Below are 16,795 nucleotides of genomic sequence, written 5' to 3' on the forward strand. Positions count from 1 at the left end.
CAGACCCTAGACATTCAAACAGACAAGAGGATGCTATGACTATAAAAATAACATTTCGCGATACGCTCATTGCAACGCTAATCACCGTCGCAATTGGCTGTGGCGGTTCAGCTAATTCAGAACAACAACAGCCCATAAAAATACCGCAAACTGCAACACCATTACCCGATGATGTAGGCAATGGCAGTATCGTAATTAATGACAGCACTTTTTCAAGCCCACAAAAAACAGCTCGATTTTTGCACCAAGCCACATTTGGTGCAACTTTAACACAAATAGAACAACTCACACATACACCTGCAGCTGACTGGTTTAAAGCACAATTAACACAACCAGCAAGCTTTTTGCTGCCAATCGTAAAAAAGCATCAATTACTTTATCGTATGGAAGATATCAATGCTTATAGCCCTTTTTATTTAGAATCAACGAGTATCGCTTTTTGGCAAAATGCGATTCTCGGTGAAGATCAGCTACGTCAACGCATGGCATATGCATTGTCGCAAATATTGGTCGTATCAAATGGGGCCGGTGATGAACTGAGCGAGCACCCTGAAATGGTGGCAAGCTTTCAAGACATATTAATCAGACATGCATTTGGTAACTACCGAACACTTTTAGAAGATATCACCTACTCTCCAGCGATGGGCTATTATCTCACTTATCTGGGCAACCAAAAAGGTAATGCTGAAAAAGGCACTGTACCCGATGAAAATTATGCCCGAGAGTTACTACAATTGTTTACATTAGGTTTAGTTGCATTAAACCAAGATGGTTCGCCAGTGCTTGATAGTAGCGGGCATGCTCAAGAACTTTATAGCAACAAAGATATCACCGGACTTGCACGAGTATTCACAGGCCTCAACTATGATGAAGATAGCGCTGAACAGGACGATATGTTTTACAATGCCGTATTTTCATTACCCATGACCACCTTACCTGAACAACACTCCACTAAAGAAAAACCTTTTTTAGGCTTAACTATTCCCGCGAATACGGATGCTACAACTTCCATTGATATGGCACTGGATCACATATTCGCGCACCCTAGTTTAGGCCCTTTTATTGCAAAACAGCTCATTCAGCGCTTTACAAGTTCTAACCCTACACCAAAATATATTGCACGCGCAGCAACGGCATTTAATACGGGTAAATTCCAATTACCAGATGGTGCTATCATTGGTAATGGCCAACGTGGCTCTCTAAGTGCAACACTAGCTGCTATTTTGTTTGATAGCGAAGCGCGAAATGTGGCTACAGCTCAAGGAGCAAAGATCAGAGAGCCAATTTTGCGCTTCACTCAGTGGGCGCGCACTTTTAAAATACAAAATATTACGCCACAATTTCAACCACAGTTATGGGATACCAGCTATGTAAGCCGCTTAGCTCAACACCCTTATCGCGCACCTAGCGTATTTAACTTCTACCGCCCAGGATACAAAGCCCCAGGCTCAATCACGGCAAGTAATAATCTTGTGGCGCCAGAACTTGAAATAACTAACGCAAGTACCATTGCAGGCTATACCAATTTTATGACGCATTATATTTTTGGCTTTCAACAAGAGCCTGACTTAGAAGAGATGATTGAACTGCTTGAAGAAACCAATATTGAAGTAAATCCAGATGATGTAATAAATAGCTTTTTAGCCACTTATCAAGATGAGTTAAATATTGCCCATGATCTAGATAAGCTCATAGCACACCTTGATTTTTTGTTAACTGCCAACCAAATGTCAGCATCAAGCAAATCGCTAATGAAAAAAATATTGCGTGAAGTGCCCATTGACGAAGAAGACGATTACTTACCTCGTGTACAAATGGCAATATTGTTAACTATGACCAGCCCCGATTATCTGGTGCAAAAGTAGGAGTAGAACCCATGAATAGACGTTCTTTTATAAAGGCAAGCAGCGCTTCTTTTGCTGCCACTTCATTTTTAAGTTTGGGTCAAGCATTGGCTAATACAAAAATTAATAATAATGAGGACTATAAAGCTATTGTTTGTGTCTTTTTATACGGTGGAATGGATAATCACGACACACTGATCCCGTTTGATGAACCTAGCTACAGTAAATGGGCTGGTATTAGAAGCGAACTATTGCAGCATTACACTATAAAGCGAAACAGAGAAAACTTACTTGCACTGAATACTCCTGCGCGTTTTGCCCCTAGAAAGTTTGCTTTGCCCCCAGAGTTTAAACAAGTTGCTAGCCTCTATCAACAGGGTAAGTTGTCAATTATTGGCAATGTCGGGCCACTGCTAGAACCAACCAATGCCAACGCAATTGAGTCAGATTTAGCTAAGTTACCTCTGAGATTATTTTCGCATAACGATCAGCAATCAACTTGGATGTCTGGCTCAACTGAAGGCGCACAGTTTGGCTGGGCTGGTAAGCTTAACGATGCGCTCATAAATCAAACTGGACTAGCACCTACTACTTTCTCGGCGATTACAACTACTGGCTCTGGGCTGCTGATCACCGGAGATAAAACGCAGCCTTATCATGTGAGTAATGGGCAAGCTGCCAACATCAATATCTACGAAGAATTTGATAATTCAACATTGTTAAAACAACACTTTAGCGCAATGCCAAATCAAAGTGACAATTTACTTGAACAAGATATTGCCATTAAAATGAAGCACTCGTTTGAGAGTAATGAACAATTTAATGACGCTTTAGCCAGTAGCTCAATAAACCTTCCTCCTTTCCCTGCAACTGCAATTGCAAAACAGTTAGAAACGGTGAGTAAAACTATTGCCATACGTGAACAGCTGGGTGAAAAACGGCAAGTATTTGTCGTCGCAATGGGCGGTTTTGACACGCATTCAGGACAGGCTAAAACGTTACCCCAGTTACAATCTGCAATGGATGGCGCTATGTCAGCTTTTGACAGTGCAATGCAAAGTCTAGGGTTATCCGACAACGTGACGTTGTTCACAGCATCAGATTTTGGCCGTACATTAACGGTTAATGGTGATGGTACCGATCATGGTTGGGGAGCACACCATTTTATCATGGGCGGCGCTGTAAACGGCGGTACAATTTTTGGAGACGTACCTGAGCCGACATTAAACCATGCTTTAGATGCAGGCCATGGACGCTTAATTCCCACCTTGTCCGTTGATCAGTACGCTGCGAGTTTAGGCGCTTGGCTGGGTGTTGAGCAAAGCACACTGAGTAACATTTTTCCCAGTTTGAACAAATTTGGGGCTCTACCCAACTTGTTCAAGTAACTGCACTCTAGTGCAAAATTGTTAGCGAACCAAACCACCATCATGGTGGTTTTTTGTTCATCCACAAACGCTATCATATGCACGCTCCTGTGTTCACAAAACTATCGTATTTAACCAGAAATTAAGCAAACAAGCCAAAATAAGAAAGTGCAGTAAATTGCTGATCTGTGTAATTAGTCTACGCTTTACATAAAGCTGAGCATGTCTAATCAAAATGGCTCGCTGTTCAGGTTAATTGTAGTTTGTAATGTGCTAGGTAAAAATAAAAATAACCGCCTCGTATTGCATGTTTATAAGGAATAACCATGTTTTCAGTTAGTGAAGCACCTATCAGAATTTTACTGGTTGATGATGACGCAAATCAAATTACTGTACTACATCAAGTACTTAAGCCATTAGGTCAAGTTTTCTTTGAGCAAAACGGTGTTAAAGCTTGTGAGCAAGCCTTAAAAATTATCCCCGATGTCATTTTACTTGATATTGAAATGCCTGGCTTTAATGGCTATCAAGTACTCGAAAAACTCAAATGTGATCACAAAACTGCCAATATTCCTGTTATTTTTATTACTGCATATAACTCTGTTGACGATCAACTTCGCTGTTTAAGAAGCGGTGCAGTTGATTTTATTATAAAACCTTTGCAGCCAGAGCTAGTAGCTGCAAGAGTTAGCACGCAACTAAAATTAAAAGATAGAGAACGAAAGCTACTCGAAGTAAGCCAGCATGCGCGTGTTACTTTAGAATCGATTGGTGATGCCGTTATTACTACTAATATCGATGGCCAAGTCACATACATGAACCCTACTGCAGAATTAATTACCGGCATTACACTCAATGAGGCTAAACATAAACCAATAGAACAGGTGATGCCCCTGCGCCTTGGTAATGATGGACCTGCGCATATCAACCCAATACGAGTGGCTATTGCTGAGCACCGCATTGTAGGCATGGTACTCAACTGCCAAATGAAATCTCAAAATAACCAGTGGATTCACGTAGAAGACAGTGCTGCACCACTGATTTCACAAGCGGGTAAAACTATTGGCGCAGTCATTGTATTTAATGACGTGAACGAGTCGCAAGCAATGGCATTAAAGATGTCACATGCACTGCAATACGATCAACTCACCAAGCTCCCCAATCGTTTCTTACTGATGGATAAGCTAAAAGATAAAATATCCGAATCACAAAACAGTGGCTCTATGTTAGGCTTAATGCTGCTTGATATTGACCGCTTTAAATTAATTAACGAAGAGTTTGGCTTTGATTTTGGCGATATACTGCTTAAAAAATTAGCTCAACAAATTAAATCTCAGCTAACTAAACATGAAACACTCAGTAGACATACCGCTGACGAGTTTATTGTGTTAGTGCCAAATTTAGAAACTCCCAGTCATCTTGCAAGTTTAGCGATTCAAATTCAAGAACATATATTGAAATTTATGACGCGTCACCCTGAAGTGCATAATTTTTCCATTAGTATTGGCTTAAGTATTTTTCCCGAGGATGCATGCGATGCGCAGTCACTTATGTTGCACGCTGACGCGGCATTACATCGAGCTAAAAAAGACGCCTCACACGGTCGGCTCTGCTTTTATTCTCAAGAAATGGAATCTGTTTATACGTCACGACGCAAACGATACATTCAGTTAAAAAATGCGATTGCCAAACACTTAGTTGTCCCCTTGTATCAACCCATTATTTGTGCCAAAACTGGGCACTTACAAGCTGTTGAAGCACTGATGAGAATTAAAGATGAAAATGGCAATATGATCCCCCCAAGTGAGTTTATTACGCTAGCTGAAGAAACCGAGCTTATTATACCGCTGGGTGAACTTATGATAAACCTTGTCTTTGATCAGCAGATAAGGTGGCTAAATCAAGGGTTACATATTCGGGTTTGTATTAATATTTCGCCGATTCAGTTCCTTGACCCGAGTTTTTTACCTTTTATTCTCAGTGTAATGGACCAAAAGGCAATAAACCCCAATATGGTTGAGCTCGAACTGACCGAAAGCTTAATGCTAGAAAATTTAACTCAGATAAAGAGCGATATGGACCGACTCAGAAAACTGGGCACTTCAATTTCAATCGATGATTTTGGTACTGGGTATAGCTGTTTAAGCTATTTGAGAGACCTACCCGTCGACTCACTTAAAATTGATAAGTCATTTGTTGCTCAATTAAACATAGACAACCCCGATGAAGTACTTGTAAAAACAATCTCTACTCTTGCCCAAAGTATGAAACTATCTTCTATTGCTGAAGGCGTAGAATCGCAGTTTCAAGCTCAACGCCTTCAAGAATTGGGCGTGCCTTTATTGCAAGGCTACTATTTTTCAAAGCCGGTTACAGCCGATCAAATTCAAACTAGGTACTTGATATGACGATAAAGTGGCAAATGCTTTTAAGTCGAACAACTTGGTGGTTGCCTTTTACCATCGGTTTTTTTATTACAGTAAGTGCCGCATGGCTATTACATAAGCAAAATGAATATGAACTCACGGCCTACTCCCAAACAATAGCAAGCGAGATCACAGATAATATTAACAAACGGTTTCGGTACTATGAATATGGATTAAGTGGCACTCGAGCAGCAATACTTGCCGTGGGTGTAAATAATCTCTCTCGAGAACAGTTTGAAAACTACATTAATAGCCGAGATATTGAGCTAGAGTTTCCTGGCTTATTGGGCTTGGGCTTTATTGAGCGTGTACCCAAATCGCAAGAGCGTCAATTTTTAATACAAGCAAGGGCTGACGGCGCACCTAATTTTACAATTAAAACACTCAATGCGCATAGCAAAGATAGATTTATCATCAAATATATCTACCCAGAATACAATAACGTTCAAGCAGTTGGCCTTGATATTGGCTCTGAGCGTAACCGCAGGGAGGCTGCATTAGCGGCCGCTAGAAATAACCAACCTCATTTGACACTACCGATTACTCTGGTGCAAGCAAATAATAAGCCTCAAAAGGGCGTACTCATTATGCTGCCTATCTACAATAAACTAGAGACAATGTTGACACCTAATTCGCAAGAGGCGTCTACGATAGGTTGGGTATACTCCCCTTTGGTTATCGATCAAGTCTTAGCGCCAATTAGTCAAACTGTGCCTGAGGTCCTCTTTACCCTAACAGATACCCGCTCTAACACTGCTTTTTACGAGTCTAATGACCAAGACGTTACGCCATACTCAAAGCACACCATAACATCGACTATTTCAATTATGGGCCAGCACTGGGCTTTGTCGGTAACGCCAAACGCAAAAGCACTCAAAGCAATCGATAATTGGAATATTCAGCAAGTACTTATTATCGGTTTAAGCGCCACTTTGCTCTTTAGCTTAATTTTGAGCTTAGTACATCCGCAAATTATAGCCGAACAAAACAGCCCCGAGAGGCTCACTGGGCTTGCTAGCATTACTGCCTACATAAAAAGCTCGGTGTTTTGTAAAACATGGCCGCCAACATTAATACTAATAGTCCTATTGTTTATGACGTCTTGTTGGTTTATTACTGAGCGACAATTAAGTGATGTTAAACAACAGTTGGTACAAGTCAATAAACAAGCACTCAATTTGTTTTCTCAAGAAGCTAAAAAGTATCATCGCGGCGTGCTATTTTTAGCAAATACCGTCTCTTCTGTCATGCTCAATTTACCGCAGCCGGATGCCCAATTAAGTATCAATGCAAGGGCACGTTTAGCCGATGTGTTTAAAGCCTATATGTTAGCAACACCGAATGTTCATCAAGTACGGTTTATTGCGGCCAGTGAAATTTGGCGTGAATCGGTAAAAGTTCAGCGATTTACAGATACATTAAGAACATTCGATGGGGTTACATTACAAAGCAAAAAAGGAGAACCTTATATTACCCAGTCGGTTAAACTAGGTGCTAATAACGTTTATGTTTCAGCGATTAACTTAAATAGAGAAGTGGGCCAAATCGAATACCCCGCCAGACCTGTGTGGCGTTTTGCGACGGTTATAGAAAACGAAGACGGTGACCCACTGGGTATTGTAGTCATTAACGTCAGTGCCGCCCCTTTACTTAACATGGCCTCTAAAAACACACCTAGCGGTATTGAAACTTATATTTTGAATGCCTATAACCAATTTTTATCTCATCCAACCTCAACCCGAACTTTTGCATTTGAACTCAATGAGTCATTCAAGTGGGAAGATGAATTTAGCAGGACAGCTTGGTCTTCAGCCACTGATATACTTGGGCTGCGCACTTTAAGCGGCCAGTTTGGCAACGTATGGGCTAAAAAAAGTCACTTTCTGCATGACAAGTCACTCGAAACCCAAGCGTTAAATATTCACTCAACCGTACCTCAGTTTCCTATTATTAAAGACCTATTGTTACAATTTGTGCTCGTTCTTAGCGGTTTAACAGGCGTTGCATTAATTAGTGCGATAATACAATTTTGGGGTTGGCGCAACGCGCAATCTAAACACAGAGAACAGTGGCTAAGCAAACAACAATCTCAACGTGGCAAAGAAGTGGCGCGCTTTAAAGCTCTATTAGACTCTGCGCCTGATGCCACACTGGTCACTGATAGCAACGGAACGATACAAATGGCCAACGCTCAAGCAATCAAACTATTTGGTTATCACCGCGAAGACCTTGAAGGGTCTTCTATTAACGTGCTTATTCCAAAAAAATACCGTGATGCTCACAACCATCACCTCGCACAATTTAGTGAACAGCCACAAACACGTTCCATGGCGCAAAATAGAGAGTTGTGGGCTATTGATGCAATGGGTAACGAGCTTCCAGTAGAGGTAAGCTTAGGAGGTGTTAGGCTTGATGAACAATTGCTGATCACCGCCTCAATCAGAAGTATTAGTGAGCGTCTGGCAATTGAAGAGCAGCTTCGAAACGCATTATTAACAGCAGAAAAAGCCACAGAAGCCAAAAGTGTTTTTTTAGCTAACACCAGCCATGAAATTCGCACGCCACTCAACGCAATTATTGGCCTAACCCACTTACTTATCGAAGAGCCGCTAAGTGATGAGCACTTAAAACTGGTGGAAAAAATACAAATGTCAGGCAAGTCATTACTCGGGATTGTAAACGATGTTTTAGACTTATCTAAAATTGAAGCCAATGAGATGAAAATTGAAAGTAGCCCAGTTGCACTCACTGAGCTACTAGAAGAAATTAGCAGCATTTTCTTAGTTCAATCACAAACCAAAGGGTTAAATTTTAACCTTAACATTCACCCCGATTTACCACGCTGGGTTGTAACAGACAGTACACGGTTGCGACAAATATTAGTGAACTTACTTGGTAACGCGATTAAATTTACAGAATTAGGCGACATATCATTAACCGTTGAGCCGCTATCTAGTAGCAGTGCACATAATAGTGAGCTCATTGATGTGCAGTTTAAGGTGTGTGACACTGGTATTGGCATTTCAGAGCAAGCACAAAGCAAATTGTTCAAGCCGTTCACTCAAGCTGACGATAGCACAACGCGGCGCTTTGGTGGCACGGGATTGGGGCTGTCGATTGTTTCAAAATTGGTGTCGCTTTTAGATGGTAAAATATCGGTAACCAGCAAATCTGGGCAAGGCAGTCAATTTATGGTTTGCCTACCCTTACATGTCGCCAATGAGCATCAAATAAACGCCCTACCAAATCAAAATGAATCCTTGTTTATTATCATTGCTGAGGACAACCCTGATGACGCCAAGCGCATACAAAACATTACCAAAGCACTGGGGTGGCGCTCAGAAATAGTTAAAGATGGCGAAGCACTTATTGAGAACTATACCTACCGTAAAACTAAAAAACTGCGCTTGCCTGAAGTCATGTTAGTTGACTGGAAAATGCCCAAGCTAGACGGGATAAGTGCTTTAAAGCAACTCGCTGCAATAGTTGGGCGCGAACAATTACCTACTGTGTTAATGATTTCTGCAACATCGCCACAAGATATTCGACCTCTTGACGACTTTGACCTCATTTATAATGTGTTGCAAAAACCAATCAATGCATCAGGGTTGTTTAACGCTGTAAATGATGCCGTCACTCAAAGTACGGGTAACGCACATCAGGTTATTCAATCAACTCGCACAGATGCAATCAAAGCCAAATGGCTATCTGGAATGCATATTTTAGTTGTTGATGATAGCCAGGTAAACCTTGAAGTGGCCTCTAGTATATTAATTAAAAATGGTGCTCATGTGTATACAGCCAACAGTGGTGAGAATGCACTTTCACTGCTTAAAAGTACGCCCGAGTTATACGACACGGTATTAATGGATGTGCAAATGCCCGGTATTGATGGACTTGAGACCACCAAACTAATACGTCAATCGTTGGGCTTAACAGCACTGCCTATCATTGCACTTACCGCAGGTGCTTTAGTCGAAGAAAAAGAACGTGCTTTAGCATCGGGAATGAATGACTTTCTTAGTAAACCCTTTGAACCTTCATCGTTGATAAAAACACTTAGGAGCTCTGTCGGAGAATACCGCAGTCAATTACCCCAAATTCAGCCTTTGGACTCAAAACCAGATGCCAATATTGATAATTGGCCAAAAATCGAAGGGCTAAATCAAAGTCAAGCTAAGCAATTATTACTTGGCGATGAGCAACTTTTTCTGAAAACACTGGACCGATTATTAACCGAGCATACCAACCTTATAACGCTTCCCATTGACAATATTATGGAGGATGATCAACAACAATATCGACTTGAGATAGCAGCCCAAGTACACAAGCTCAGAAGCGTCGCAGGTACGGTAGGTGCACAACAACTGCATACTCTTGCTTCAGAAGCAGAAAATTCACTACAAAAAGACTTAACAAGTGCCAAAGCAACGCTTATACAATTAATTGCAAGCCTCAAACAATTAGAACAGGCCAGTAATGAGACACTATCTAAATGGCGTGCGTCACAGCTAGATAATATCGTCAATGCCAGTGCAAACAGTTCAGCCTCATTAACTCACGAAACTACACAACAAATATTGCTATTGCTGCAAGAACAAGACTTAGCTGCACTGGATGAAATAGAGCAACACAGTGCGTTGCTGTACGATGCATTAGGCAAAGCCCAGTTCGCACTGTTACAAAAATACCTAGAAGAATTAAACTACCAAGAATTAATCACCATTATAAGTACTTTAGCTGGTGAAATAGAGGAACCCACATGAGCGATTTAAACTGGCAGGGAAAACCGCCTGAGATACTCATTATAGATGATGACAGCTCGGTTGTTATCACGCTCAATAAGGTGTTGCGCAAGGTTGGTCGTATCCGCTTTGCACCAGACGCCGCCCATGCTTTTATATCAATGAGCAAATATCGACCCGATCTCATTTTGTTAGATATGAATCTACCTGACCTTGATGGGTTACAAATATGCGCCAAAATAAAAACTGATGCTAATACATCGGATATCCCCGTACTGTTTATTACCAGCCAAACAGGCCACAATTTTGAAGAAAAAGTATTTGATGCTGGCGGGGCTGACTTCATTGTTAAGCCACTTAATCCTAGAGTCGTCGCTTCACGCGTGCTAACACACTTAAATTATCATAATGCAATTAGATTACTTAAAAATCAGGCTAATACTGATAGCCTCACTAATTTAGCAAATAGGCGCATTTTTGACGAGCAGTTAAGTGTTGAATTTCGTCGCGCTCGTCGGCAAAACGAATCGATTACTATCGCCATGATAGACATCGATGAATTTAAAAAATACAACGACCAATATGGCCACGTTGCAGGTGATGATTGCCTAAAAAGTATTGCACTTTTAATACAAAAAAGTGCACACCGCCCTGGCGACTTAGCAGCTCGATATGGCGGAGAAGAATTCGCCCTAATTTTGCCCTGCACGGATACAAGCGCTGCCAGTGACTTTATAGCAAGGCTTATGGATAAAGTAAGAGGATTGCAACTTGCACATGCTGATGACTCCACACATCAATATGTTACTATTTCTGTTGGCTATTGCACGCTGGCTTCTCACAATGCCAATATTCTTAAGTTGAATGAATGGGTGCTGGTTGAAGCTGCCGACTCCGCCTTATATGAATCTAAACAAGCAGGCAGGAACACTGTGACATGTAAAAACCTGTGCTTACCAATTGCAATAAATGCACCTCATTAAGAGTAGATAGAAAGTTCTTAATACATACAAAGATTTTACACACCAAAATGCGAGCTAATATAAGAAAAGCACATGCAATCACAGCTCGCTATTTTATCGAATGCATGATTGCTGAGTATTCCTTCCTGAAACCAATTTAATTTTTTGAATTAATTAAAAACCTAAACAACCTGACTACGCTCAAATTGCAACCTGTTAAATCACGCAACCAAAACATTACAATTTGAGTATAAGAATAAAACCAAAACCAGCCTCTCACACACCACAAAAACGATGATTTGAGATCGAACTCATTGATATTGTTTCACCGCGTCATGAGCTAGTAAAACTTGCAAAACGCCTTGATTAGCAACGGTTAAAGGTTGAATTTAAACAGCACTATGGCAATAAAGGCGCTGGCGCAAAGCACATTCGCCTTTTCACTGAAGAACTTGGAATATATAAACCAGCCAAATAACATCCCAGCTATGCCAAATAGCACTATCATGGTTTACTGCATTTCCATCTCCTGCACTTTTTCTTGTTTTAGAGGCTAAGAAATCAACACAGTTAACAAATAATGTACTTACCATTTAGTCGTAAGTAAATGACTTCAGTCGTGAATGTGCCCATGGAGGGTCACCTGCGCGCTACAGTTATTTTTGTCATAAGGCTGACGCTACATGAGCACAATGTTGAATTTTAGAATTTAACGCAAATTGACCCAGTTAATTGCATCATGTAATTGGCCTTCAAAATCCACCGGATAAGCATGGCCTATTCCTAAGTTAACATGACTTGTACACGCTACTTTCGCTTGTTTAAGTTGCTCAGCAATTTCAAGCTCTACGCAATCTGCACCATCTTTCTCCCCTGCAAATATCACAAATTTAGTATTGTCTTGTTTGCATTGTTCGATTGCCGCTTGCGTCAAAGCTGGTGGTTTTATACTGGGACACAGCCCTATCACTCCCCGCACATGAACCGATTTTGATAAAGCCACTTCTATCGCAGCGATCGCCCCTCCAGAGAAACCTCCTAAGATCACGTTATCATCGTCTATAGAGTGCGATTGCTTAACATGTGCTACCGCTTCTGCGATTTGCGCATTGGTAATCGCAAAGTCAGGTACCCAACCATACCCATTAGTACAAATCACCTGTGATGACTGAATATACAAAGTGATATATCCCTGTCGGGTCGTATAATCCGCTGGCCATTTGCACTGGAACGCTGCAAGGTCATTGGTGTCGCCATGTAGCGCTACAAATAATGGATATTGTTTACGCGAGTCATAATTTTCTGGCAGATATACTTCCAGTTTTTGGCTCGCATTCGCTTGCAAACTTTGTCTAATCAGATGACTTTTCTCAACAACCGCTTTAAAGCGACTGTCATCTCGCAATGGATCAAACAAACCCCAATCGATGACGGTACACATACCCTCATCCACAATACGCTCATGTACATTGAGTGCACTTTCATGGTTTTCATCTAACATTAAATTAATCAATTGATTAAACAAAAGTTCATATTTTCGCTGTATAAAAATGCTTTCATGCCCAATCAACAGCTCAACTCCTTTTTGGTACTCATTATGCGTTCTTAGCTCTTCAACAGCGTGCATTAATTGCGAGTATTCACTAAACATATCCATTTTTAACCTCAACCTCACTAAGGTTTACGACTATATAGTAATAAAAATAATAAGTTAAGCTTGTTCAGGAACATGCTTAAGTAAATTGAATATATTTATTATCTCTTTAGGTATCGAATAACCTTTTTCGTCGTCATAGTCTAGCTGTGCACTCATCCAACTTTCGACAAATGCCATTTGCTCATCTTTCGTTTTTAGTTTAATGACTTCTAACCCTAATTCATGAACTTGATTAAATTGGTAAATAAGGCCATCCATTAGCTTATCTAGGTCCATATGGTACTTATCACCTGAACGAGTTACCACGCCTTGATCAAGCAATGACTTAATCATAAACACCCCGCCCCAACTATCGTTATCAAGATTGACCATGGCCTGAATTGGGTTTTCCATAAACCCTTTGCGCGCATAAAAAAACATTTTACCAACCAGATTCATAAGGCTGATTTCGAGATATTCAGGGTTACATCTTGCTATCATTAAGTCTGCGGCTAATTCACCCATAATTGCGTGATAATAAGGCTTGATCAGTAGATCATCTCTACGCTTTGGCGTCGCCTGCCAAGGCCCAATTAGGTGACCGATTTCATGGAACAGTGAAAATAAATACGTGAGGTTCTTTATTTTGTTTGAAAGCTTCTGATCGATTTCATCCGCGTTGACAAACACCTCGTATAAACTAGGCGCAACAACATTAAAATAAATCGCTTGTGAGCTCTCGATAAACTCTAAGCTAAAATGGTTGTCAGGGTTAGCATCCATCCCACCCATACAGTATGGGAAGTACATAAATACATTCCGATTACCATTCAATACCCCTTCTCTTTCGGTCATAGAAACTGGGTAGTGTTTTGGTAATACCACTTTTCGTCCATCCATTGAAAACGTTTGGTAATTACGCAAGACTTCATCTTTACAACTGGTTTTATCAAACATCCGCAAAGATGTATCCAAAACATTTCGTTCAATTTTAAATCGTGCAGCACCAAAAGACATTTTACTTTTAGTAAGTCTAAAATTACCTCTTAATAGAAAGTCTTCACTACGCTCAACCCTTTGGAGAATTTCCTTATTTATATTTTTATTCTCACGAGTATCTATTATATTTTCCATAAAATCCTTTCCTAAATTATTTTTATTAGAATAACCCACTACTATAGTTTTAATAATTAATGAACAAATATATGCCCAGCAGCCTTTAAAAGTTCTACCGCTTGTTCTAACGTATTCTCTTCAACTAGTATAAAATCTCTATCGTGAGTACAGACTGCAAACAGACTTACTCCGCCATCCGCCACTACGCTGCATAACGTAGCAGTCACACCAACGGCATCAAATGGTAATTCCCCATCGACTTTAATACATTTCCAGTTTCGACTTACCGACTCGTATTGCGAGTCAATTTCAATACTTGATATCAGTGAGTATTCATCATCTGTCACTGTTAAAGAAAAAAACTCTCGTGTCGAGGGCAATGTTATTCTCGACAAATCTCTTAATTTATATATCGAGTACAACTCGGGAAAAACTCTTAAATTAAACTTCATATACTTTTCCTTAAATATTAATTTGGTAGATTATTAATTAGAAAGTCCTTAACATTCTCACCAAAAATAAGCTTGATATCGTGCTGGCTCATACCTAGCTCTAATAGAGCATCAACTAAAGTTACTAGGCCTCTCACTTCAAATAGCGCTTTAATAGCACCATCAAAATCCGACCCCAAAGCAACATGCTTAGTGCCAATTAATTTAGCGGTATAGATAATGGCTTGCGCCGCATCTTGGACTGAATTTCCACATAGTGCGGTTTCGAAAAAGGCGATGCTGACAAGTCCGCCACTTTTAGCAATTTGTCGCAGCTGTTCATCTGATAGATTGCGGTTGTTATCACAGGTGCCTTTAACACCCGTGTGCGAAACCACAACTGGTTTTGATGCGTGTTCGATCACATCAGCAAATAGTGCAGGTGAAGCATGTGACAAATCGATAAACATGCCTTTGCCTTCCATTTTCTGCAAAGCCTGCTTGCCAAACTCTGTCAGCCCATGCTTTTCTACACCATGCGCAGAGCCTCCCACTTCGTTGTCAAAAAAGTGGGCTAAACCGATCATACGAATACCCTCATCATACAAAACATCAATATTCTCAAGGTTGCCTGATAAAGCATGCGCACCTTCAATACCTAATAATCCAGCTGTTTGTACCTTATTGTTTTGACGACTGATGAGGTAATTTACCAATTGTGCTTTATTAGTGATCACCGAAAACGTACCGCCAGATAGTTTGGCAGCCATATGTAGCTGCTTTGCCTGCACCACTGCACGCTGCGTCAGGTCAAACCAACTTTGCACCGGGCGACCAAACAAGATAAAAGGTAAAGTCAGTGAGTCAGAGTCACTAGGGTTACTATGGAAGTTTTTGTTTTTAGGTACTTTGCTAACGATAGTAAATATCTGCAGCGCCTGATTGGCTTCAATCATTCTTGGTATATCTTGATGACCATATGCATGTGACTGCAATAAATCACGTTGCCACAGTAAACTATCGCTATGCATATCAGCAATAAAAGGCAATGAGTTATATAGCGTAATCGCTGCTTGTGACGCCTGATATGGTGCTTTAGCTATGGTGGTATTAAAGCGTTTATCTATTTGTGATGGCACAAAATGGACAACCGTAAAACGCACACCAACAAGTACTAAGATGGCCAATAGGCAATACTTCATAAGCTTCATACTGTTTCCTTGTTTCTTTGTGGCTGAGCAACAAAGCCTACATAATGATGCACAAGTCCATGCGCAGCCTTAGGCTGGATCCATGTCGAATGTGGGGATAAAAAGTCGCCATTATCAGCAAGCTGCATTATTTTTTCTGCACAGACTGGCTTAAATATAAAGCCCAAACTACAGCTATGCTGAACTAGGTATTCTGCAAAGCCGAGTCCCTGATAATGTCCTGGTACAAACATCACATCAGCACTTTTACCAACGTCATCAACACCCAACACATTGTTAAAGATAAACTTTTCCAGTATATCTACAGAATAATCAGACATAGCACCGGTTGTTTGCAGCCAGGTAGATTTCAGAGTGAGCAAATACCAAGCCCCCCCCATCACCATTACAAATTGTTCGTTGGTCGCAGGTATTGCTGAGCTATCAATTACTGATACGTCAAAGTAACACGCAAGTTTGTGCATAAACTCTACTTTATTTAATGGATAAGACGCTTTTACCGCACGGTTGTATGCTGCAATATCAATACTGGTATCAGGGAATAGCGCAGATAGAACACTTACCGTAGCAATGGCCGGTAATACACTAGGCAACAGTGACTCAGATGCAGCAAGGCGATGATGTCCGTCAGCAACATATAGACCTTCTATGCCTTGTAACAAAAGCTTTAACTGGTGCTTTTTATCAACACAGGATATCCGCCAAAGCGCATGTTTAGTGGTGCGTTCAGTCGAGATAATATCTGGGTTGCGGGCCTGAGAAACCTCATCAAGAAATTGGCATATCGCTTTATTTTGTTTATAAAACAAAGTAATTGGCGCATCTTGCATACCAATACTTAACAAGCGCTCCGTATAGGCATGCACCTTAGCAGCAAGAATTTGCTCATGCTTTTTGATTTCTCGATTCACATGAACACCCGCTAGCAACCCTAACCAAGCACCAAGTTGAGACTCTACTTTGTATACATAATAACTGCCGTTCATGTCATCTTTTGATGATACTTCCCGAACTGGACTAATGTTATAGGTCATATCATTTTCTCCTCGCGATTCCT

General features: G+C 40.7%; 10 protein-coding genes. 5 read left to right on the top strand and 5 right to left on the bottom strand.

What is annotated here, in order from left to right:
* The first annotated feature begins 35 nt into the window (after nt 1-35).
* The 5 genes from OCI93_RS11270 to OCI93_RS11290 all read left to right on the top strand — a co-directional run bounded on the left by OCI93_RS11270 (nt 36) and on the right by OCI93_RS11290 (nt 11,365).
* Nucleotides 36-1,865: a DUF1800 domain-containing protein gene (locus OCI93_RS11270; protein WP_261626435.1), complete on the top strand. Its 1,830-nt coding sequence runs from the start codon at nt 36-38 to the stop codon at nt 1,863-1,865.
* A gap of 11 nt (nt 1,866-1,876) precedes the next feature.
* Nucleotides 1,877-3,232 carry a DUF1501 domain-containing protein gene (locus tag OCI93_RS11275; RefSeq protein ID WP_261626436.1) on the top strand — a complete coding sequence of 452 codons (1,356 nt, stop codon included), beginning with the start codon at nt 1,877-1,879 and terminating at the stop codon, nt 3,230-3,232.
* Nucleotides 3,233-3,537: 305 nt separating this feature from the next.
* Nucleotides 3,538-5,619: a two-component system response regulator gene (locus tag OCI93_RS11280; protein WP_261626437.1), complete on the top strand. Its 2,082-nt coding sequence runs from the start codon at nt 3,538-3,540 to the stop codon at nt 5,617-5,619.
* Nucleotides 5,616-10,403 (top strand): CHASE domain-containing protein, encoded by a 4,788-nt coding sequence (locus tag OCI93_RS11285; protein WP_261626438.1) that lies wholly within the window; start codon nt 5,616-5,618, stop codon nt 10,401-10,403. The genes OCI93_RS11280 and OCI93_RS11285 overlap by 4 nt, the downstream gene beginning before the upstream one ends.
* Nucleotides 10,400-11,365 carry a diguanylate cyclase gene (locus OCI93_RS11290; protein ID WP_261626439.1) on the top strand — a complete coding sequence of 322 codons (966 nt, stop codon included), beginning with the start codon at nt 10,400-10,402 and terminating at the stop codon, nt 11,363-11,365. Before OCI93_RS11285 ends, OCI93_RS11290 begins: the two co-directional genes overlap by 4 nt.
* 688 nt (nt 11,366-12,053) lie before the next feature.
* Here OCI93_RS11290 and OCI93_RS11295 read toward each other — a convergent pair.
* From OCI93_RS11295 to OCI93_RS11315, 5 genes are read right to left on the bottom strand one after another with little or no spacing between them, the layout of a single operon-like run.
* A complete protein-coding gene (locus tag OCI93_RS11295; RefSeq protein WP_261592923.1) occupies nt 12,054-13,001 on the bottom strand; it encodes an alpha/beta hydrolase in 948 nt (315 codons plus the stop codon).
* A gap of 54 nt (nt 13,002-13,055) precedes the next feature.
* Nucleotides 13,056-14,114: a hypothetical protein gene (locus OCI93_RS11300; RefSeq protein ID WP_261592921.1), complete on the bottom strand. Its 1,059-nt coding sequence runs from the start codon at nt 14,112-14,114 to the stop codon at nt 13,056-13,058.
* A gap of 56 nt (nt 14,115-14,170) precedes the next feature.
* On the bottom strand, nt 14,171-14,548 hold the full coding sequence (locus tag OCI93_RS11305) for an ACT domain-containing protein (protein WP_261592920.1): 378 nt from the start codon (nt 14,546-14,548) through the stop codon (nt 14,171-14,173).
* 17 nt (nt 14,549-14,565) lie between these two features.
* The gene (locus tag OCI93_RS11310; RefSeq protein ID WP_261592919.1) at nt 14,566-15,738 is read right to left on the bottom strand and encodes a dipeptidase; all 1,173 of its coding nucleotides are present in this window, start codon (nt 15,736-15,738) and stop codon (nt 14,566-14,568) included.
* Nucleotides 15,735-16,772: a DUF1015 family protein gene (locus tag OCI93_RS11315; protein ID WP_261626440.1), complete on the bottom strand. Its 1,038-nt coding sequence runs from the start codon at nt 16,770-16,772 to the stop codon at nt 15,735-15,737. The genes OCI93_RS11310 and OCI93_RS11315 overlap by 4 nt, the downstream gene beginning before the upstream one ends.
* Between the last annotated feature and the right edge of the window lie 23 nt (nt 16,773-16,795).

The organism is Pseudoalteromonas holothuriae (assembly GCF_945859825.1).
GTDB classification, from domain to species: domain Bacteria; phylum Pseudomonadota; class Gammaproteobacteria; order Enterobacterales; family Alteromonadaceae; genus Pseudoalteromonas; species Pseudoalteromonas holothuriae.